Consider the following 22,783-nt stretch of genomic DNA (forward strand, 5'->3'; position numbering starts at 1 on the left):
AAACATTTTTCAGTTGTTTTTGAACGGTTTAGAAGTTTTTATTCGTTAATTAATTTAGGAAGATTTTTATTGAACCATTTGTATTTATTGATAATCATTATGTGTGTTCCTCCTTTTACAACAATACAATTTTCAATATGTTGCATAGGAAACACCATATCTTTATCTCCGTGAATATGAATTGTATTTGGCAAAGGTTCTTCTTGTGTCCAATTAATGATTTGTTCTATCGACCAATCCAAATAAAATTTGTCTCTCATAGAAAGATACTGTTCATAGAGCTCTAATCGTTTGGTTGCCAAATCGCCAAAAGCAAATTTACTCAACACTTCTATATTGTTTACCAAACTAGTTGGAAGCAGTTTATATAGCTTAGTAGCCTTAGCAAGTTTCATACGTCGTGGCAATTCAAAACGTGTTTTTACACTAGAGATTACGAACAATTTACGCACACTAATGATTTTTGCCATTTCTTGAACCAAAATTCCGCCAAAAGAAACACCTATTAATACAATGTTGTCATGTTTAATTTTTTTCGTCATGCGCATGGCATATGCCGCTAATGTTTCTTCTTTTTCAGGAACAAACCATTCTAAAAAGAACATCTCAAATTCATCTTCTGGCAGTTTAATATATTGAAATATGGAAGGATTTGCAGCCATTCCTGGCATACAGTATACAGGTATTTTATTCGCTTTCATACAGATAGTCGTACTAAAAACTCGGAAATCTACTGTAAATTTTGTATCTTTGCAAAGTTAATTTGACATTTCTCCTAAAATACACCTTTTAAATTAATTTAAATTCTACCGCTATGAATAATGAAATTGTTATCAATGATAACGAATTTTTGCGTCAATTTGAATACAAAACTGAACATGGGATTGCTAAGATTGAGTATTCACTACAAGAACGCAAAATATTTTTGACAAAATTGATTGTGCCAGAAGAACTAGATGATCCAGAATTTAAGAATGCCTTTATTAAGATTGTTCTAGATACAATTCAAGAACGAAATTTAAGAGTTGTGCCAACTAGTCCGAGAATTGCTAGTTTTTTGAGAAAACACAAAGAGTACAAAGATCTACTTCCTGTAGGTGTACGCATTTAAAAAACTCTCGTAAAAAAAATTAAAAAAGGGAATCGCAACGATTCCCTTTTTCTTTTGTTACTAGTTTTATTTTTTAAGTTGTTGTAATACTTGCTCTGCCTCTTTTTCTACAATCATTAACAATTCTTGTAATTTTTGAGGAGCATTCGGTTTAAAGCGAATTTGTATTTTCTTTCCTTGATAGGTTAAATACGTATTTTGAAGATCCATGATACGATTATTATCATATACTTCGTTAAAACCATGATAGTTTTCAGTTTGAAAAGAAGTAAACATTGTTGCTATACTCTCTTTTGCTAGTTGTAAAGTGCGGACTCCTTGAATTTTTGCATTGAATTTTCCTTCGTACAGAACAACACCATTTTCATAAAAAGTCATTGTATACTCTTCACAATTTCCTTTACAGGGTGACTTATATAGCACGATAAACTCCCCAGTTCCTTGAATCTTCTCTTTTTCAATTTGTTGATTAGGATTTTCAATTTTGCCAATATTTGTAGTCTCTTCTGATGGAATTTTTTCTTTTTTTTCTACAATAGGTTTGTCTTTATGCATCATCTGAATTCTATTTTTAGCTTCTAGATGTTTTTTAAATGTAATGGAAACGTCTTTTCCCTCCAAAGTTACTACGTCTTTTTTCATCTTGATTGACGAAACTTTATACAAAGCTTGAGTTACTTCTGAAGAAAACTCAGAGTCACAACACAATTCTGTACACCCTAATGTTTTTAATTGAATTTCGTTAGTATTGGTAATAACATACGTTCCAAAACAATTATTCTTATCCAATGCTAAAGCAAATTCAGAATCTGACTTTACCGTCAAAATAACTTCGTTGGCAACTGCAATTGCTTTTCCTTCCATTTCTAAGCTAGTTACACGCCATGAACTTCCAATAAATTCTTTGGTTTGCGCATCACAAGCTATTAAAGTAAGAGTGAGTATTAGTAGTAAAAGTTTTTTCATGCTATTCATTCATTTATTTGTTAAATATACATATCTAATCGCAATTTGCGATAAGCTGTATTGAATGAATTACATGAATCGTACCAATTTAGAAAAATTACAGGTCAGAAATCGCTAGTTCATTTACAAAGTCAAAACGTACCATACCATCATCATCTATTTTAGTGAGTGTTACTTCATGCAACGTATTGACTAATACTGGATTCCAAGGTGCTTTTACTTTTACATAATTTTCCGTAAAACCGTGAATATATCCTTCTTTATTTTCTCCTTCAAATAATACAGTTTTGGTTTTTCCTAACTGATTTTCATAAAATGCTCTACGTTTTTTTGCAGATAGTCCTCGTAACATTTTACTACGCTTTTTTCGAACATTTTGAGGAACTACTCCTTCCATTTCGGCTGCAATTGTATTTTCACGCTCCGAATAGGTAAATACATGCAAATATGAAATATCCAATTCAGTCAAAAAATTGTAGGTTTCTATAAATAGCTCGTCTGTTTCTCCAGGAAATCCAACAATAACATCAACACCAATACAAGCATCTGGCATCACTTCTTTAATTTTTGCGACACGATCTACATACAATTCACGCATGTAGCGACGACGCATTAAACGCAATAATGTATTGCTCCCACTTTGCAGTGGAATGTGAAAATGCGGCACAAAAGTTTTACTTTTAGAAACAAAATCAATTGTTTCATTTTTCAGCAAATTAGGCTCAATAGAAGAAATTCGCAAACGTTCAATTCCTTCAACAGTATCTAGTGCTTGAACCAATTCTAAAAAGGTGTGTTCATGTTTTTTATTACCGAACTCTCCTTTTCCGTAATCACCTATATTTACACCTGTTAATACAATTTCTTTAATGTCTTGCTCAGATATTTCTTTAGCATTTTTTAGTACATTTTCAAGAGTATCGCTACGTGAAATTCCCCTAGCTAGCGGAATCGTGCAATAGGTACATTTGTAATCACAACCATCTTGTACTTTTAAGAATGCGCGTGTACGATCGCCAATAGAATAACTTCCCACATAAAAATCAGCTTCTTCAATTTCGCAAGAATGTACTTCTCCCATCCCACGATTGCGCTCTGGACGACTTAGTAAATCATTAATATAGGAAGTAAGTTTAAATTTTTCCGTTGCCCCCAACACTAAATCAACACCATCCACCGCTGCCAATTCTTCGGGCTGTAATTGTGCATAACATCCAACAGCTGCTACAAATGCATCAGGATTGACTTTTTGTGCCTGCTTTACAATCGTTTTAAAACGCTTATCTGCATTTTCAGTTACACTACAAGTATTAATCACATAGATATCAGCAACTTCCGAAAAATCTACTTTATCAAATCCTTCGTCTTTAAAACCTCTGGCAATCGTAGACGTTTCTGAAAAATTCAGTTTGCAACCAAGCGTATAAAAAGCAACTTTCTTTTGATCGTTCATTCCTCTATTTTTCCACCTATTTGGTAGTATTTTGTGTTTTTTATTATGTACTTTTAAACTTTCCAATCAACACAAAAATGTGTTTTCTTTAGCATAAAGCCTGCAAATTTACAATTAATTCGGAAGATGATAAAATTAATACCGCAACATTTCAGATTGATAAATACTTATGTATCAATTATTTGCTTATTCACTCTATTCTCTTCTTGTATACAAGAAAAAGCAACTAATCGAGCACATTTGGTTTTTCGTTATAACGAGCATGCTAATATCACTTCGTTAGACCCTGCTTTTGCAAAAGATCAACGGAATATTTGGGCAGTTCATCAATTGTTTAATGGATTGGTGGAAATGGACGAAAATTTGAATGTTATTCCTTCTATTGCAAAATCTTGGAAGGTTTCTGAAGACGCTTTAACGTATACATTTACGTTGCGAAATGATGTATATTTTCATGAACATGCATTATTTGGCGAAAAAAAAACACGTACTGTCAATGCGTATGATTTTGAATATAGTTTTGGACGAATTTTAGATGATAAATTAGCGTCTAGCGGACGATGGATTTTTAAAAGTGTAGAAAGTTTTAACGCAATTGATACGACTACATTTCAAATTCGATTAAAACAACCTTTTCCTGCTTTTTTGAGCTTGCTAACCATGAAGTATTGCTCCGTAGTTCCTAAAGAAATTGTAACACATTATGGAAATGATTTTAGAGCAAACCCAATCGGAACAGGTCCTTTTCAATTCAAAATATGGGAAGAGAATACCAAATTGGTTTTTCGTAAAAATCCGCATTATTTTGAAAAAGATGACAACGGAATTCGCTTACCGTATTTAGAAGCTATTGCAATTACATTCTTACCCGATAAGCAAAGTGAGTTTTTACAGTTTGTTCAAGGAAATTTAGATTTTTTAAATTCACTGGATCCTTCATATCAAGATGAAATCTTAAATGCTTCTGGAAGGCTTCAAGAAAAATATCGCAACGATTTTCAAATGATTTCTGGCCCGTATTTAAACACTGAATATTTAGGAATTTATATGGGTGATAGCACAAATGTTTCGAGTCATCATTTGCTGCGAAAAGCCATGAATTATAGTTTTGACCGTCAAAAAATGATTACTTATTTGCGAAGCGGAATAGGCACACCTGCTACGCATGGGTTTATTCCAAAAGGGCTGCCGGGATTTGCAAATATTCAAGGGTTTGAGTATCAACCTGAAAAAGCAAAAGACTTAGTCGTTCAATACAAAAAAGAAACAGGGAATTTAACTCCTGAAGTTGCCATCACTACAAATGGGCAATATTTAAATTTCTGTGAATACATTCAGCGAGAACTTGAAAAGATTGGAATCAAAGCTAGTGTAAATGTGATTCCAGCTTCCACTCTGCGAGAGTTACGATCAAAAGGTGAATTACCCATTTTTAGAGCAAGTTGGATTGCTGATTATCCAGATGCAGAAAATTATTTATCTCTATTTTACAGTAAAAATTTCACTCCAAACGGACCAAATTATACTCATTTTAAAAATACACAATTTGACACTTGGTACGAAGCTGCATTACGTGAAACAGACGCTTCAACTCGGATAGATTTGTACACTAAAATGGATTCTTTACTTATTTCGGAAGCTCCTTTGATTCCTCTGTATTATGATCAAGTCGTACGATTTACCCAAAAAAACGTACAAGGCTTAGGCAATAACGCACTAAATTTATTGGAGTTGAAACGTGTTAAAAAAAATAAATAATCATCAATATTGTAACATTTTTCTTCTTTTTTATACTGATATAGTGCATGTTAACTATTAAAACTGAAGATCATGGGACAAGGAGTAGGCTTTTACGTATTTGACGATATACGAAGAACTAAGAAAAGACGCGAAAAACGCAAAGTGTTTGATGCGAATACACAATTTTATCAAGACGACGGAATCAACAATACATTCCCTAAACTTACTTCTCAAATGCGTCAACAAATCAGAGTTCAAATTTCAGAAGAACAGAAAGTGTATAGAAAAAAACTACTTGTTAGATTGGGCATTGCTACCGTAATTTTTGGCTTTATCTTGTATTACTTACTTTTTAAGATAGAAATCTCGGAGAGTTTTTCGAATCTATTTTCTTATAGTTGATAAAAAATGGTGAATTCCTAGAAACGGAATCCATCATTTTTTTCTGGAGTTTCGCCTTCTATATTTGTATTTCTTGGTAATAAGTTTTGTGTTGGATATAAATCTTCTTCTTTTTTTCCAATATCAGAGATTTTTGGCTTATTCCGTTCTTTTTCAGCAAATTCCTTTTCCCACTTTACTTTTAAAATTTGGTAAAATCCCCAACAACACAATATTCCAACTGGAATGGTTAATAATCCTAAGAATAATTCACTTGAACTTTCTATGAATTCTGGATATAAAAGTCCTAAAATAATTCCTAGTAAAACGCCTCCTAGCACAAGGCCAGCATAATACGATAACACACCTAGTATGGCGTACAACCAACCCGATTGTTCGTGTTTTTTTGCCATGTTGTAAAACGCCTTTCCGACGAAATACATGAGAACAAATCCTAACATATTTTTTATAGATTTTATTTAGTCTTTACGCCATTTTTTGGTTTCCTCAAACACATGCGTGAGAATGGCTTCGTCCTGTGAAGTGAATTCTACATTTCGTCTTGACATCACAACTTTGGCCACTTCAAATGCTTTATTGGTCAAATAGGTAGTAAATCCACTTGCGCCACCCCAACTGTAGCTGGGTACAAAATTTCTTGGGAAACCTGAGCCAAAAATGTTTGCATTGACACCAACAACAGTTCCTGTATTAAACATCGTATTGATTCCACATTTACTGTGATCGCCCATCATGAGTCCACAGAATTGTAAGCCTGTTTTAGCAAAATTTTCAGTTTCATAACTCCACAAACGCACTGGCGCATAATTATTCTTTAAGTTAGAATTGTTACTATCTGCACCAATATTGCACCATTCTCCTAAGACAGAATTCCCTAAAAATCCATCATGTCCTTTGTTAGAATATCCCATTAAAACCGAGTTATTTACTTCGCCTCCAACTTTACAATATGGCCCGAGGGTAGTTGCTCCGTAAATTTTTGTAGAAAGTTTCAACACGGAGCTTTCACACATTGCCAATGCGCCACGCACCACACTTCCTTCCATAATCTCAGCATTTTCACCAATATAGATAGGTCCTGAACTTGCGTTGAGTGTACAAAAATTAAGCTTTGCCCCTTCTTCAATAAAAATATTTTCTGGAGCAATTACATTTACCGTTGCTGGGATGGGTTGAGATGTTCTATCTCTAGTAATCAATTCAAAATCAGCTTGAATTGCATCTGCATTTTTAGAAAAAATATCCCATGTATTCTCTATTCGTATGTGCTCTTGATCGTACGTAATTATCTCATATGTATCAAAGTCAACCTCATCTTGCTCATCTGTGCTATGAAAAGCAATGATTTCATCTCCACAAAAAATAGCTTGCTTACTCGTTAGCTCCTGAATCATAGCTACTAAATCGGCATTGGGAAAAAAAGAAGCATTAATCATTACATTTTCCTCCAATTCCACCATAGGCCATTTATCGGAGAGATACTCTTCTGTTATTGTAGTGGTAGTTCCGCCAAGGTACAATTCCCACTTTTCTCTTATCGTTAAAATTCCGACTCTAATATCAGCTACTGGTCGAGTAAATGTAAATGGCAATAAGGCATTTCGTACGGTTCCATCAAAGAGGATATAGTTCATAAGAGCTTAATTTTTGTTAAAGATAGTCTGTTTGTAAATATAAAAACTATAATGTTTTCAAAAAAAAATGTCTCTCAGTTTCCTGAAAGACATTTTGCATGTGTTGTGAGAAATTCTTATTTCTTGAATTTCGCATATTTGTTTTTGAACTTATCGATACGTCCAGCTGTATCTACCAATTTAGACTTACCAGTATAATATGGATGTGAAGTTCTTGAAATTTCTAATTTATATAATGGATACTCAGTACCATCAACTTCGATAGTCTCTTTAGTATCTACAGTAGACTTTGTAAGAAATACATCATCATTAGACATATCTTTAAAAGCTACCATTCTGTAATTTTCTGGATGTATACCTTGTTTCATCTTTGTATGCTTTAATATAACTTTCTCAATTTTCGAGGTGCAAATTTAATTATTATTTCTGAATAAGCAACTTTTAAATAAAAATATTTTGACATTTTCTACGCACGAATTTCTATATTTGTGACTTGTTTTAAAATTACCTGTATGTTTTCAAAAACAGCACACTTTGGCATTGCCCTCGGAATTTTGAATATTGTTTTTTTTCTATTGCAATATCAGCAAAATATTCACACAGATTCTAAAAATATTTTTGCGATTGTAATGCTACCAATTACTGCCATTATGATTATCTTATCTATTGTGATTGCTAGTAAAAAATCTACTGGTGAATTGTTCAGTATTCGTAAAGGTTTACAAACAGGAATTGGTGTAATATTAATTGGCGGGATTATGTTTTGGATTTATCAAATCATACACGCAAATTTTATTGAGCCTAGTTATATTGGTAACTTAGCCGAAGTTGCTCAAAAAGATTTGAAACTAGATTCTCAATTCAAACCTGAAGAAGTTGCGGAAAAAGTCGCCTTTTTTAAAGAAAATTATAAGTTTAGCTTGTTTATTGATATTGTTTTAAAAAGTTTATTTACAGGATTTTTTGTTTCTTTGATTACTTCATTGGTCATTAATGCTTTTTATAAACCGCAATAAATATTATTCATGAATATATCTGTAGTTATACCACTTCTAAACGAAGAAGAATCCTTACGAGAATTGCATCAGTGGATTGCCAATGTAATGCAAGTACATTCTTTTTCGTATGAGATTTTATTTATTGACGATGGTAGTACAGATCATTCATGGGATATAATTGAAACACTAAGCGAGCAATATTTAGAGGTAAAAGGCATTCGTTTTTTACGAAATTACGGGAAGTCGCAAGCATTGCATGCTGGTTTTGAAAAAGCTACTGGAGATGTAGTCATTACGATGGATGCCGATTTACAAGACAGTCCTGATGAGATTCCTGAATTATATAAATTGATTACAGAACAAAATTTTGATCTCATTTCTGGTTGGAAAAAGAAACGATACGACTCTGTCATTGCAAAAAATATTCCCTCCAAATTATTCAATTGGGCTGCGCGGCGTACTTCTGGGTTAAAACTACACGATTTTAACTGCGGACTAAAAGCTTATAAGAATATAGTAATAAAGAATGTAGATGTATATGGAGAAATGCACCGATACATTCCCGTATTAGCTAAAAATGCAGGCTTTCAGAATATTGATGAAAAAGTAGTTAAACACCAAGCCAGAAAGTATGGAAAAACTAAGTTTGGATATGATCGTTTCATCAACGGCTTCTTAGATTTAATCACTATTTGGTTTTTGTCAAAATTCGGAAAACGCCCAATGCATTTATTTGGCGCATTAGGTGTGTTGATGTTTTTTATAGGATTTACCTCTGCTGGATATATTGGCGTGATGAAATTGTATAAATTGGCCTATGACCTACCTGCAATTTTAGTAACACAAAATCCATGGTTCTATATATCTCTAACGACTATGATTATTGGTACTCAATTTTTCTTAGCTGGATTTTTGGGAGAGATTGTTTTGCGTAGCAGACGTGATAAAGAACGTTACAAGATTAGTGATACAAAAAACTTTTAACGTTTCAACGTGACATTTCCTTTGACAATTCTACCATTTTCAAGTATTAACTTATACCAGTAATCTCCCGAAGGTAATAGCACACCTTTATAAGTTCCGTCCCATTCACTACTTGCTTTGATTACATTTAAGTTTTTCCCGTAACGATCATATAACTCAATAGTGGCGTTGGGATAGTATTCTTTTTGATACAATTGCCACGTATCATTAATATGATCGCCGTTTGGCGTGAAAAATTTTGGAAATCCTCCCACTAAAATCGTTTCTGTAGCTGCATCACATTCGCCACGACGTACAATAATATCATACAATCCTGGAGAAACATTCACAAACTCGTTCGATTCAGAAAATAAATTTCCTCCATTGATTGAATACGTTATATTTTCGGCGTCATCAGTTGAAGCTATCACAATCTTGATTGTATTTACCTCTTGAAAATCTTGCACTTCAATTCGATCAATCGTCACAGATGGTTCTTCTTCAACGATATAGAAAACCTGCTTTTCGCAACCTGCACTATTCGTCACAATGACAGAATATATTCCTGTTTCTGTTACGGTAATTGAAGGTGTAGTTTCATTAGTAGACCATACATAGCTTGTAAAAGTTTCTTCAAATGAAAGTTCTACAGACGCATTTTCATCTCTACATAAAAAAGCTTGTTGATCTTCTATTTCTGGCTGTCCAACAATAGTTATTGCTACACTTCCTATAAAAGCACATTCATTAGCATACGAAACTCTAAAAAACAATTCATTTATCAAATCAACATTAATAGGTGTCGTATCAGTTAGCTGATTATCTTGCAATAAAGCATCGTTCCTTGTATTAAATACACCAATCATAGCTCCTGGAAAATCAGCCTCCAGAGTATCTTCCACTTGAGAAATAGAAATATTAATTCCGTTAATCTCACATACTTCAATAGTATCATATACTCCTAAATTTGTCCCTGAATTTACATTTAGCTGTATTTGTGTAATTGTGTAACAATCTACATACGAAAAGACTCGTGCGTATAGAATTTGATTATTTGTTGAATTGGCATAAAAATAACTCGCTAATGTATTTTGATTCGCTTGAGCGTCGCTTAAACTTTCAAAAAATGAAACTTCTATGTTACTATTTCCATTATCTTCTTCAATCACTGTAATCGCCTCTTGTAAATTGAAAATTGATAATCCGTCATTACTATTGTCGTCCGCATCACATTGTTCAAGCACAAACAAAGGAGCTATAGTTGGTGATTCTTGAACTACAACAATTTCAGTAAAGGTTTGAGCAGGAGCATTGGAAAATGTCACAGTCGCTGTGACCGTATAAGTCCCTACCGATGAAAACGTATGTGCTGTTGATATCTCATTAGATGTATTCAAACTTCCTGAAGCGGGATCTCCAAAATTCCAATCAATTCCAATGATAGTGTTTAAGGAGTTTACTGTAAAGGTCGTTTGCTCTCCAAAACAAAAATTTTCAATCGTCGCAATGCTTTCATAATAAGACTGTACCGAAGCTGGCAATCCGAATCGTGCAAAATTGAGTCCTAAATCAACACTTTCAAAGTCAAAATCGCAAGCTGCTCCTAATAAATTGGGTGTGTTAATTGTAGATATCTTTGAACCTGGTAGCGCATGATAAATACGTTTGTCTAACCCTAATTGTAAACTTCCAGCTAATGAAGGAACTATTTGACCTTGAAAATAATTATGAACAATATATTTGGTGGAAGAAACAGTACTTGCCGTCACGTCATATTGTTGTAATTGAATATTTTCTAAACTAGTATCTGAGATGAATTTCCCGGAAGCATATAATCGTGTAGAATTTGAAGAAAATTCTACACCATAAAACACCAAATCATCCGCTAAAAAAGTACCATTGCTTACCAACCCTGTATTTGCATCAAAATCATACAAATAAAGAGAACCAGCTTGGTCAGGCTCAAAAAGTGTATGTGCAATTGCTAATTTTCTACTATCAGGTGATACTTTGATATTTCCACGAATATTTCTATAATCAGCAATAGACAGTGGCGTGTTGGATACTACTGGAATGGTAGTAACTCCCATAGGAGTCACTTTAAAAGAAAAAAATTGATTATTGCGATGTGTAATTACCCAGAAATTACCATCTGCACTTAATGCTGCTGTAACCTTTTCTGATGTATTGGGCAATAAATTAACATTCTTAGTAACAACTGCTCCTAAACCACCTACTTGCGACATATCAACTACAGAATAGTTGAAACCATTACTATTTCCGTTTCCGTTTTGCGCATACGCATCTACAACATCTGTAGTAAATATATAATAAATTGTTTCACTTCCAGGATTGGGAACAATAATACATGACTGTGTACTGGATAAACTTCCTGCCAAATTCGTACCATTGGCCATAATTTCATGCATCCTATTCCACACGGTCACTCCGTCTGTGTAAAATAGTAAAGAACCATTGGCGTCAGAAATAGTAGAACAGCCCTCTAAAGTATTAACCTGTCCAGGATCTATTGAGATTGGAATTCCTGTATTAAAATTCAAACCAGCATTAACACCAAAAAACCAATGACTAGCTTCAAGTTGTGCTAAAGCTGAAAATGAAAAAAACAGAAATATGCATAAAAGTTTTAGGGTATTTTTTTTCATTTGATCATAGCAATACCCTAAAGTTATCTAAAATATGCCAACTACCAAAATACAAACCAAATGATTTCATTATTTTTGTTGCTTAAAATAACTACAAATGACAAAGATTGATGCTCAAATCTTGAAAAAAGCAACAAGTTGGCTTAGTCCTTTTTTTGATGCTAAAACTCAAGAAGAAATACAGCAACTTATAGATAATAACCCGAAAGAACTTACTGAAAGCTTTTATACAAATCTTGCCTTTGGCACAGGTGGAATGCGTGGTATTATGGGACCTGGCACTAATAGAATTAACAAATATACCTTAGGTAAAAACACTCAAGGACTCAGTAATTATCTTAAAAAAGTATATCCTAATGAATCTTTGAAAGTTGCCATTGCATACGATTGCAGACATAACAGCAAATCTTTGGCGCAAACCGTAGCCGATGTATTTTCAGCAAACGGAATTCATGTATATCTATTTTCTGATTTGCGCCCTACACCAGAATTGTCATTTGCTGTTAAATATTTGAATTGTCACTGCGGAATTGTGCTTACAGCTTCTCATAATCCGCCAGAATATAATGGATATAAAGTATATTGGACTGATGGTGGACAAATTGTTCCACCACAAGACACTGATATTATACAAGAAATCAATCAGCTAAGTTTTGAGCAAATAGTATTTGATGCGAATGCGGAACTCATTAAAAAAATTGACACAGAAGTAGATGAAGCTTTTGTAAAGGCAAGTGTATTAAATGGTAGTTTTAATGCTCCAAAAAAACACAATCTTACAATTGCGTTTACTTCGTTGCATGGAACATCTATTACAATGATTCCAACTGTTTTAAAAGAAGCGGGATACACAAGTGTTCATGTAGTAGAAGCACAAGCCAAACCTGATGGAGATTTCCCTACAGTCGTTTCTCCAAATCCTGAAGAACCAGAAGCCTTAGAAATGGCACTACATCTAGCAAATGATGTAAATGCAGATATTGTGATTGGAACTGATCCTGATAGTGACCGACTTGGAATAGCCGTACGTGATTTGAATGGAGACATGATTCTCTTGAATGGAAATCAAACTATGGTTGTAATGACTGACTTTTTACTTAAAAAATGGCAAGAAAACCATAAAATTAACGGTCAACAATTCATCGGCTCTACAATTGTTTCTACTCCTATGATGGAACAATTAGCAACAGCCTACAATGTAGAATGTAAAATTGGCCTGACAGGTTTTAAGTGGATTGCTAAAATGATTAAGGATTTCCCTGAATTAGAATTTATTGGTGGTGGTGAAGAAAGTTTTGGATTCATGACAGGAGATTTTGTACGTGACAAAGATGCCGTTACCGCTTCTCTCCTAGCCTGTGAAATTGCAGCAACTGCAAAAGCGAATGGAAGCTCTATCTATGAAACATTGATTGATTTGTATGTTACACACGGTTTTTACAAAGAAAAATTGATTTCACTCGTACGCAAAGGCATAGATGGTGCTGCAGAAATCAAACAAACAATGATTGATCTTCGAGAAAATCCCTTGAAAACCATTGATGGATCGCCTGTAATTCGCATTGAAGACTACCAAACTTCAATTGCTTTAAACATGCAAAATGGCAGTACTTCTGACATAACTGTACCAAAATCAAACGTATTAATTTACTACACCGCAGATGGCACTAAAATTGCAGCCCGACCAAGTGGTACAGAACCAAAAATTAAATTCTACTTTAGTGTAAATCTGCCTTTAGAGAATAAAGCAGACTTTTATACGGTAGAACAAAAGCTTGATGCCAAAATTGAGCGCATCGTACACGAAATGAAACTCAATTAGATGAATTACATAAAAAAATTATCGCATTACATTATTCCATATAAAAAGTATGCGTATCTAAATATATTTTTCAATATTTTGTATGCGTTATTTGGTACACTTTCCTTTGTATCGCTTATGCCAATGTTGAAAGTATTATTAAAAACGGCAGAGCGCATTACAGTTGAACCAATAAGAAAAAATTATGTAGGACTTCAAGGTTATGGTGATTACCTAAATGACTATTTAAACTTTTTTATCACACAAAAAATAGAAAAAAATGGTCAATATGAAGTATTAATTTTCATGATTTGTATTGTCATATCTACGTTTTTACTAAAAAATGTCGCAGGATATTTTTCTAACTTCTTTTTGGCATATTTGCGAAATGGTATTTTAAAGGATATTCGCAATAAACTATATCATAAAGTAACCACTTTACCTATTTCATATTTTTCTGAAAAGAGAAAAGGAGATATCATCGCCCGAATTTCTGGTGATGTAAATGAGATACAAAACTCGTTATTAGCGATTCTTGAGCTGTTGGTACGTGAGCCATTGACAATCATTTTTACAATTCTCTTTATGTTTTCCATCAGTTCAAAATTGACAATATTTGTTTTTGTTTTTATTCCCATCTCAGGATTTATCATCTCTAGAGTAGGTAAAAGTCTAAAAAAACATTCTGACCGAGTTCAAAAAGAAAATGGTGTATTTTTATCTATTTTAGATGAAACACTGAATGGATTAAAAGTGATTAAAGGATTTAATGCTGAAAAACATTTCAATAAAGCCTTTAGTAATTCTACTTCTCAATTGTACAAATACTCTAATAATTTGGCACATCGACAAAACCTTGCGTCTCCAACCAGTGAATTTTTAGGTATTGTCGTAATTGCTGTTATTTTATTATATGGTGGAAAATTAGTGCTGATAGATAAAACGCTTTCTCCAGATCAATTTATCACCTATATGGCATTGGCATATAATATCCTAACACCTGCAAAAGCAATCAGCAAAGCGAGTTATAAAGTAAAAGCAGGAAATGCATCCGCAGATCGTGTTTTGGAAGTTTTAAATACCGAATCAACGATTCAAGATGCTATAGATGCGAAAGCAAAAACTGAATTTACTGCTGGAATTACCCTAGAAGATGTATCTTTTAAATATGAAGAAGAGTTAGTCCTCAAAAACTTTTCACTAAACGTTCCTAAAGGAAAAACAGTGGCGCTCGTGGGGCAATCTGGAAGTGGAAAAAGTACAATTGCAAACTTGGTGACACGCTTTTACGATGTAAATGAAGGAAGTATTGACATAGATGGAGAAAATATCAAAACGCTCACAAAAGCTTCTCTTCGAGGTTTGATGGGTATTGTAACGCAAGATTCAATTCTATTTAATGATACCATTCGCAACAACGTAAAACTTGGAAAACAAGATGCAACTGATGAAGAAGTAATTGATGCATTAAAAATTGCAAACGCTTGGGAATTTGTCAAAGACTTGCCTGAATTACTCGATCATAATGTTGGTGATTCTGGAGGAAAACTCTCGGGCGGACAAAAACAACGATTAAGTATTGCTAGAGCTGTTCTTAAAAATCCACCAATCATGATTTTGGATGAAGCGACTTCTGCCCTTGATACAGAAAGTGAACGTTTGGTACAAGTAGCATTAGAAAATATGATGAAAAATAGAACTTCAATAGTAATTGCTCATCGATTGTCTACCATTCAAAATGCAGACCTGATTGTGGTTATGCAAAAAGGAGAAATTGTTGAACAAGGAACTCATGAAGAATTGATTCGTAACAATAAAGTATATACTAAGTTGGTACAAATGCAATCTATTTAGTAGCTAGTAAAAAACAACACAAATGTCATTCTTACATTTTTAGTAGAATGACATTTTTTTTATCTTTAATTAAACCTTTTCCTTCGGTAAGAGTCCAAAGATAAAATGCATACCCTTGAATAGTGTAGAGATAAGTCTTATTGATGAGTTGAAGAATCCGAAAACGCAAGAAAAAGCGTTTCGTCAGTTGGTATCTACCTATAAAGAACGCTTGTATTGGCATATTCGTAGAATAGTTACCAGTCACGACGATGCAGATGATGTATTGCAAAATACTTTTATCAAAATTTTTAAAAGTATTCACAATTTTAAAGGTGATAGCAAATTATATTCATGGATGTATCGTATTGCTACCAATGAAGCCATTACATTTATCAATCAACGAGCTAAAAAAGCAGGAATTTCTTCTGAAGAAGTCCAAGAACAATTGATTAACAATCTTACAGCTGACGTATTTTTTGAAGGTGATGAAATTCAATTAAAATTACAAAAAGCCATTGCTTCGTTGCCACAAAAACAACAAATTGTATTCAACATGAAGTATTTTGATGATATAACATACAATGAAATGAGTGAGATTTTAGATACATCCATTGGCGCTTTGAAAGCATCTTATCATCACGCAGTAAAAAAGATAGAAGTTTTTTTAACCCATTAAACCTTTTCTTATATTTAGAGTCAAACTATTGTGAAAAAGAACGAATTACATACAAATCAAACAGGTTTTAAAACGCCTAAAGAATACTTTGAGAACTTCGAAGATCGTTTTTTTGAGCGATTAACAACCGAATCTACGATTCCTGAAACATCTGGTTTCAAGGCTCCAGAAATGTATTTTAATCGTTTGGAAGACACACTCTCAGAAAAATTATTTTCAAATGAATCTGAAACGAAGGTAATTTCACTACAGTTTAAGAAAAACTACCAAAAATATATTCGTTATGCTGTCGCAGCATGCTTGGTATTAGTTTCTTCTGTAGCAATATATCAAAATACAAAAGAAATTATCAGTATCGAAACAGTAGAAAATAGTGAGATTAATACATTTATAGAAAATGATTTGATTGCGCTCAATAATTATGAGTTAGTCAATGTTTATGAAGAAGAAAATGTAGATATTACAGCCGTTTTCGAGGTAGAACTGGACGAATCGGAAACTTTAGATTATTTAGAAAAAACAACAGATCCATACGAGTTATTAATTGAATAACCTATTGAACATGAAAATATACACTACAATACTTTTTGTCCTATTTGGCGTTCTGATTGGGAATGCACAAGACAGGCATATTAAAGAAAAAATTAAAAAATTAAAAATTGCTTATTTTACAGAAAACCTAGACTTGACCGAAAAAGAGGCTCAGCAATTTTGGCCAATTTACAATGCCTATGATGATAAGCATCACGAGTTACGTATTCGTGAAATGTCAAAAATTAAGCGAGAAGTGAAAGATATGGAAAACTTATCAGAAGCAGAAGCTTCTCAAATTCTCGATCGCCTAGAAGTAATTGAACGTCAATTGTATGAAAATGAACGTGATATGATGCAAAAGCTGAGAAAAATTTTACCAGCAATTAAGATTATACGTTTAAAAAAAGCAGAGCGCGATTTTAATAAAAAGCTAATGAAACAATTCCGTGATAAGCATGGTAAACGAAAATCAATGCCCTAAAAAACCTAGAGTACATTGTATTCTAACCTAGCATTGATGAGAAAAGAGCATTTCTAGTTAAGAAATGCTCTTTTTGATTTAAACCTTTTGTAAAAAGTAAAGTCCAATATATAGTGTAGTAAGAAGTGATTCGTCACAGTTTACAATTTGGTGATTGGTATTAAGGAGTGCTGTATAGGCACTCCTTTTTCGTAAGTATATGACAGATTTCAAAATACCTTTATGTAAGTATTTTATTTTACAAATTTCATTTGTAGCTTTAGTCAAATTACCAACTCATGAAAAAAACTGAACTACCCAAAAAAACACCTAAGACAGATAGCAGCTGTAAAAAAGTTTCAAAAACAACTATCATCATCTTTATCATACTTACTGTTTTAATGCTTATCTGCGGAAAAAGCTTTTCTATTCTTGATTGGATATCGCACCCACAATTCACAGAAAAGTTGGTCACTAAAGAGTGGTTATATAATCATACAGACACTTTTGATCAAACCATTTTCACTTTCTTCTTTTTACTCGATTTTGCTTGGGCATTTATACTTCTCTATATCCTTGGGAATTATGTGTGTAGAAAGACCAAAACACATAAAAAAGTATGGATATTTTATCTATTTATTGCTTTAGCCTGTATTGCATATAGTTTTGATTGCACTGAGAATTTTTATTATCTTATTTATAAAAAATACCCCCAAACCATTGTTACTATTAAGAATAGTGCATATGCTTTAACTTTTATTACGACGCTGCTAATTTGGGTTCGCTACTCGTTAAAAAATCGATTGGTCATTTTTAAAGAGTTTTTTGCTTCCTCTTGGATTAGTTTTTTATTTCTTTTCATTATTGGAATGACGCTGCCTAAAACTACACAGATGAATTCGATTGTTGTAGATTTGTACTATCATCCATTTTGGTTTGTATTTGTATTACTTCTATTCTTTGCGCCTATTTATTGTATTGTACTTTCACATTATCCTAATTATTTTTTGTTTTCAAGATCTAACAGAAAGTTCAAGGATAAAAAATGGCACATGACCAGAGTATTTTCCATATTTGGAATCATTTGGTATCGAAATGGCGACCAAAACACAGAAAATGAAATTGCCTTTGAAAATTACATTAGTTTTTTACGGAGAGTTATTGGAGTTTTCTTTTATGGAGCCCTTTTTTATATGATTTCTTATACGGCAGATACCAATTTTGACACAGGTTTCCGGTTAAGTAGTCTTACCTTGGTATTAATGGCTGGTTTGATATGGTGGTTGTATGTATTAAAAACAAAAAAAAGTGCATGGAAAGATCATTTTTTTGATGAAGATCTCTTAAATGATGATATTGTCGATATATATGTAGTAAAACCTGAAGAAAAACGGTTAAATCGGCCAATCCGGAATTATTTACTTTTTTTATCACTTACCATCATTGCGCACATTATTTTATTCATTTTACTAGTTCAATCTGAACATCCGTATAATTATATCACAGTTATTCTAAGCCTATTTTGCATCACATTACAAGCAATTACTTATACCTACTATCGTACATTTAGAACGCTTTTTAAGTATGTTTTTTTTAACGAAGATATCAACGCTGTTATCAACGCTTTTTCAATTATACACAATCCAAAAGACGAACGCAGTTACGAGCAAAAGAAAGTAGAAATTACACAAATGGTCGAAGACAAAATGTATTTTGGACAAACACGATTCTTTAGCCAACTATCTAAACTACGAATTGGAGATCTATGTTTAGGCTCTATGAGTAACAACATCGTTTTTTTAAGAATCATTGCTTATTTTGGATTAGCAAACATGCTAATTTTACTTGTCATCAACTTCTTTCCTATCATTGCTTTAAAAGTAAATGTGATTATTTTGATTCTGTCTACTTTTTTCCTTTTTTATGGAATTATAGTCATCATTCTTAAACACTTTATTTATTACAATCTCTCCAAAGAAAAGTTTGCCACACAAAAAAGAACTACTTTTTTCTTTACTGTATATACGACTGTGTTGGTATTAGTTCTGTTAAACTTTTTAGCTAGGCATAATGAAAGTACTGCCAATAATCTATTTGAACTAACTCGAATTAAAGACACAACAGAAAATATTGTTACACTCGATACATATGTACAGAATTTACCTGAAAAACGCTACTATATAGGTTGTTATGGAGGTGGTATGAAAGCTAATGCTTGGACTATGACAGTGCTAAACGCTTTAGATAAAAACAATACATTGTATGACAACACCGTATGTTTATCTGGTGCTTCTGGAGGAACTATTGGATTGATTAATTATTCTGTGATTAAGCACGAATACGAATTACAAACAGAACGTGATTCAATTATTCGAGAAATTAGCACAGAGAATATTTTATCTATGGATGTAGCCCATTTGTTAGGACGCGATTGGATTACACACTTATTTGTACCTACCAGTCTTGACGGAATGGATCGCTCAACAGCAGCAATGCGTGTGTATGCAAAATTTGGTAACCCTGAATTTTGTGAAGACGAATTTAGAAACAAAACTTACAGACAATATTGGAACGAAATGTATCAAAAACGAAACAAACAGTTTCCTATTCTAATAAGTAATTCTACCAATATCAAAGGACGGCAAGGCATGGCGGTTTCAATTGCTTCCAAAGGCATTGCAAACAGAATATTGTATTTAGGAGCTAATGATATTTTAGAATTACCTGAAAGTAATACACTCAGTTTTTATAATGCAGCTTCCACCACCAACCGTTTTCCTTTAATTAGTCCTGCCGCTACCATTGAAACCGAGGGACAATATAATGATGGCGGAATTTTTGAAAATTCAGGGTTGCTTTCTGCTTACAAAATGTATGAAGCCATCAATTCTATCGATTCAAGTGCAGCGAGTAAAGAAACCGTTTTTATCAATATTGTTAATGATAAAGTTCCGTATATTAAGCATTGTATGGATTCTATTATGAATGAATGTAATGGAGGTATCATCAACAAATCTACCGAGATTTCTGCAATCTTGAATTCTGTAGCAGCTACAGAAATGTTTCCTGGATACATCAAAGAAAAATTACAATTGCTCGATGATTTAAACCCTAACTTTTCTTTTGAAACTATTTATTTGCCACATACATTCACCATGGAAGATATAAAAGCTATTTATGGAGAAAAATTAAAGAATCTAGACTGTATTGAAACAGTATACACGCTTATTGAAAAGAATAATAAATCCATAAAAGAACATTTAAAAGGTGCTTCTGCAGCAACAGGAACTATTATTGAACCCGCAATGAGTCGTGTAATGGCGATTCCAGCCTACGAATTTATGGAATCAATGCTTGCACATGATAGCGTTAAAAAAGTTTTAGACAAACTCCGTTAAAAAGTTCTTTTAATGAAACAATAACTTAGCGATTCTATTTTTTCCTGCTGCATACGCTATAGAGTCATTTACAAATTGAATGGTATAAAACCCTTCGTCGGATAAATGTGTCCATGTGTTTCCACCATCATTGGAATAATCAATTCCTTTAAAACCAACGGCTACCAAATTAGCTGCTTCACCATTAGGAATGTATTGCACACAGCTACGATAACCTGGTCCAGAATTTTTGGCAACCAGCTCCCATGTTTTTCCGCCATCAGCTGTTCTGATTTTATTTGCTTCATTGATAGTAGGTTGAGTATAATCTCCTCCAATAGCAAATCCATTGTTAGCATCATAAAAGTCCACAGAATACATCCCTGTTGTCTCAATACCTTGTATAATAGGCGTATTAAAAACTTGCCACGTTTTTCCTTTATCTTTTGAGTACAGAATTCTACTTGCTTTTCCTCCAGTAGCTACCCACACTTTATCTCCTACAATGGAAATATTTGTATTACTAGCGGCAAAAGCAGCTTCACCCTCAAGAGCTTTTGGCAGTGCTTCACAAGATACTTTTTCCCATGTATTACCACCATTACGTGTAATAATGATACTGATACAACTCTCTGTAGGATCACCAATAGCAATGCCTTCTTGTTCATTCCAAAAAGCAATTGCATCATAAAATACTTTTTCGTGCGATTCTTTGTATACTAATGTCACTGTTCCTTGTTTGGAAATTTTATAGAGCAATGCAGGATTTACAATACTAATTCCAAAAGTAGTCTCATTAACATGCGCAACAGCTCGAAAGCTTACGTTTATAGAATCAGAAATTGCACCTTTGAGCAAGTTTGTATGTAGATTACTTTTTGCATCATAGTATCCAATTGTAGTTTTGTTTCCTCCATATACTAAATTACCCTCGGAAGTAACCGCAAGAGCCCTAATACTGATTGAATCTGTAAAAATTGAATCAATAGTTACTGATGTATATGTTTTTATATTTTTTGTATTCCTTTTTTTTTCTGAACAAGAAAAAAATAATATACTGAGTATTAAAAGAAAGACTATTCGCATGCTAACTTTTGTTTGAATTAAAAATAGATTGTCCAATGCCTCTAATCGAAATTACATTTAAAGGAAACTCCATAAGTACGTGGACAAAACTTAAAAATAGTAATAAGGTAAACCCTATTTTATAGTTATAAAAATAAAGAGCTACTGAAGTAATCCACATAAGTATGATTGTCATAGAACGTTTTTGGGTTAGTTTATGATGCCAACCAATTACTGTAGTTTTGGAAAACCAATTCAAATAATGATAAGTATACGCAAAAGCTATGAATATTTGAATCTTAATAAATAACACACCTTCAAAGGAAAATATACTTCCGTCTGTCAATCCAATCGCTTGAGATATTTTTGCATTGAGAATATAAAAAGCATTGTCTTCATAAATTGCACGAGTATTATAACTTAACACATAATCAAACGGTTTTACAGAAAGTAGTATAATAAAAATTGGCACCAAACACATTAATACAACATTCAGGTATCCTATTTTATAATGATTCTTTAGGTTGCCGTACCACATAAAAAGTATTGTGAAAATGTATACATGAATAATAGTAGGAAGAAATATACCTACTATTAAATGATAAATAGATAAAAAATGAAATATAACTGCAAGTAAAACTCCCATGGCTAAGAGTACGTATTGATTCCTTTTTTTTTGAAATACAGTAAAAGCAACTGCACCTACAATAGTCAAAAACAAACAGGCATTAAGATATGGAGAAAGTGTGTTGGTTATAAATAAAACAATTTTAGAATCATTAGAAAATACGGTTGGAAAAGCAAGAAGTAATGGCGGAATTGATATTAATAATGCTGCTCCTATTACTAAATATATCCAAAACTTACTTGCTATGAAATAGTTTTTATCACGGATCCAATTAATCTCAGTGAAATAATGCAAAGGACCTAACACTGCATATGCAAAGAGGAAAAGTTCAAATGGTAACCAATAAGCCAATACAAACGAAATCAGTATGAGTACAGTATTGAGCAGATCTATTTGTTGCGTTTTCATGTTCTTAAAAATAGAAAAAGCTTCGTAATATTACGAAGCTTTTCATGATATTTATGTGTTAGATT

Annotated in this window: 20 protein-coding genes; 11 read left to right on the top strand and 9 right to left on the bottom strand. The window is 32.9% G+C overall.

Going from position 1 to position 22,783, the window contains the following annotated elements:
- Positions 1-38: 38 nt before the first annotated feature.
- Positions 39-701 carry an alpha/beta hydrolase gene (locus AA088_RS09730; RefSeq protein WP_046744791.1) on the bottom strand — a complete coding sequence of 221 codons (663 nt, stop codon included), beginning with the start codon at positions 699-701 and terminating at the stop codon, positions 39-41.
- A gap of 113 nt (positions 702-814) precedes the next feature.
- On the opposite strand from AA088_RS09730, the gene AA088_RS09735 reads away from it, so the two are divergent.
- Complete coding sequence (locus tag AA088_RS09735; RefSeq protein ID WP_046744792.1) at positions 815-1,111, top strand: GNAT family N-acetyltransferase; 297 nt, start codon at positions 815-817, stop codon at positions 1,109-1,111.
- A gap of 66 nt (positions 1,112-1,177) precedes the next feature.
- Here the strand turns inward: AA088_RS09735 and AA088_RS09740 are convergent, their stop codons facing one another.
- The gene (locus AA088_RS09740; RefSeq protein WP_162199681.1) at positions 1,178-2,077 is read right to left on the bottom strand and encodes a DUF6438 domain-containing protein; all 900 of its coding nucleotides are present in this window, start codon (positions 2,075-2,077) and stop codon (positions 1,178-1,180) included.
- A gap of 97 nt (positions 2,078-2,174) precedes the next feature.
- On the bottom strand, positions 2,175-3,530 hold the full coding sequence (gene mtaB, locus AA088_RS09745; RefSeq protein WP_046744937.1) for a tRNA (N(6)-L-threonylcarbamoyladenosine(37)-C(2))-methylthiotransferase MtaB: 1,356 nt from the start codon (positions 3,528-3,530) through the stop codon (positions 2,175-2,177).
- A gap of 126 nt (positions 3,531-3,656) precedes the next feature.
- Here mtaB and AA088_RS09750 point away from each other — a divergent pair, with 126 nt between their 5' ends.
- Together AA088_RS09750 and AA088_RS09755 are read left to right on the top strand one after the other, a co-directional pair.
- Positions 3,657-5,288, top strand: coding sequence for an ABC transporter substrate-binding protein (locus AA088_RS09750; RefSeq protein WP_046744794.1), 1,632 nt, complete (start codon positions 3,657-3,659; stop codon positions 5,286-5,288).
- 72 nt (positions 5,289-5,360) lie between these two features.
- Positions 5,361-5,672 (top strand): hypothetical protein, encoded by a 312-nt coding sequence (locus AA088_RS09755; protein WP_046744795.1) that lies wholly within the window; start codon positions 5,361-5,363, stop codon positions 5,670-5,672.
- A gap of 17 nt (positions 5,673-5,689) precedes the next feature.
- Here AA088_RS09755 and AA088_RS09760 read toward each other — a convergent pair whose 3' ends face one another.
- From AA088_RS09760 to AA088_RS09770, 3 genes are all read right to left on the bottom strand, one after another.
- A complete protein-coding gene (locus tag AA088_RS09760; protein WP_046744796.1) occupies positions 5,690-6,064 on the bottom strand; it encodes a hypothetical protein in 375 nt (124 codons plus the stop codon).
- Between the two features lie 66 nt (positions 6,065-6,130).
- Complete coding sequence (locus tag AA088_RS09765) at positions 6,131-7,306, bottom strand: GlmU family protein (RefSeq protein WP_046744797.1); 1,176 nt, start codon at positions 7,304-7,306, stop codon at positions 6,131-6,133.
- Between the two features lie 116 nt (positions 7,307-7,422).
- Positions 7,423-7,674: a type B 50S ribosomal protein L31 gene (locus AA088_RS09770; RefSeq protein WP_046744798.1), complete on the bottom strand. Its 252-nt coding sequence runs from the start codon at positions 7,672-7,674 to the stop codon at positions 7,423-7,425.
- A gap of 144 nt (positions 7,675-7,818) precedes the next feature.
- Between AA088_RS09770 and AA088_RS09775 the strand changes: the two genes are divergently transcribed.
- Positions 7,819-8,322, top strand: a complete 504-nt coding sequence (locus AA088_RS09775) for a DUF4199 domain-containing protein (RefSeq protein ID WP_046744799.1) — start codon at positions 7,819-7,821, stop codon at positions 8,320-8,322.
- A 9-nt stretch (positions 8,323-8,331) separates the two neighbouring features.
- Entirely contained in the window at positions 8,332-9,288 is a 957-nt protein-coding gene (locus AA088_RS09780; RefSeq protein ID WP_046744800.1) for a glycosyltransferase family 2 protein, read from the top strand.
- Here the strand turns inward: AA088_RS09780 and AA088_RS09785 are convergent.
- A complete protein-coding gene (locus tag AA088_RS09785; RefSeq protein ID WP_046744801.1) occupies positions 9,285-11,933 on the bottom strand; it encodes a T9SS type B sorting domain-containing protein in 2,649 nt (882 codons plus the stop codon). The genes AA088_RS09780 and AA088_RS09785 overlap by 4 nt on opposite strands.
- 97 nt (positions 11,934-12,030) lie before the next feature.
- Here AA088_RS09785 and AA088_RS09790 point away from each other — a divergent pair, with 97 nt between their 5' ends.
- From AA088_RS09790 to AA088_RS09815, 6 genes are all read left to right on the top strand, one after another.
- Entirely contained in the window at positions 12,031-13,755 is a 1,725-nt protein-coding gene (locus tag AA088_RS09790; protein ID WP_046744802.1) for a phospho-sugar mutase, read from the top strand.
- Positions 13,756-15,588: an ABC transporter ATP-binding protein gene (locus AA088_RS09795; protein ID WP_046744803.1), complete on the top strand. Its 1,833-nt coding sequence runs from the start codon at positions 13,756-13,758 to the stop codon at positions 15,586-15,588. It begins immediately after the preceding gene.
- A gap of 115 nt (positions 15,589-15,703) precedes the next feature.
- Positions 15,704-16,246: an RNA polymerase sigma factor gene (locus AA088_RS09800; RefSeq protein WP_046744804.1), complete on the top strand. Its 543-nt coding sequence runs from the start codon at positions 15,704-15,706 to the stop codon at positions 16,244-16,246.
- A gap of 30 nt (positions 16,247-16,276) precedes the next feature.
- Positions 16,277-16,798, top strand: coding sequence for a hypothetical protein (locus tag AA088_RS09805; protein ID WP_046744805.1), 522 nt, complete (start codon positions 16,277-16,279; stop codon positions 16,796-16,798).
- 10 nt (positions 16,799-16,808) lie between these two features.
- Positions 16,809-17,261, top strand: a complete 453-nt coding sequence (locus AA088_RS09810; RefSeq protein ID WP_046744806.1) for a hypothetical protein — start codon at positions 16,809-16,811, stop codon at positions 17,259-17,261.
- Positions 17,262-17,539: 278 nt separating this feature from the next.
- Positions 17,540-20,638, top strand: a complete 3,099-nt coding sequence (locus tag AA088_RS09815) for a hypothetical protein (RefSeq protein ID WP_046744807.1) — start codon at positions 17,540-17,542, stop codon at positions 20,636-20,638.
- A 9-nt stretch (positions 20,639-20,647) separates the two neighbouring features.
- Here AA088_RS09815 and AA088_RS09820 read toward each other — a convergent pair whose 3' ends face one another.
- The gene (locus AA088_RS09820; protein WP_046744808.1) at positions 20,648-21,703 is read right to left on the bottom strand and encodes a WD40/YVTN/BNR-like repeat-containing protein; all 1,056 of its coding nucleotides are present in this window, start codon (positions 21,701-21,703) and stop codon (positions 20,648-20,650) included.
- Position 21,704: 1 nt separating this feature from the next.
- On the bottom strand, positions 21,705-22,718 hold the full coding sequence (locus AA088_RS09825; protein WP_046744809.1) for a hypothetical protein: 1,014 nt from the start codon (positions 22,716-22,718) through the stop codon (positions 21,705-21,707).
- Positions 22,719-22,783: the final 65 nt, after the last annotated feature.

The sequence above is a fragment of the Kordia zhangzhouensis genome (assembly GCF_001005305.1).
In the GTDB taxonomy this organism is placed as follows: Bacteria; Bacteroidota; Bacteroidia; order Flavobacteriales; family Flavobacteriaceae; genus Kordia; species Kordia zhangzhouensis.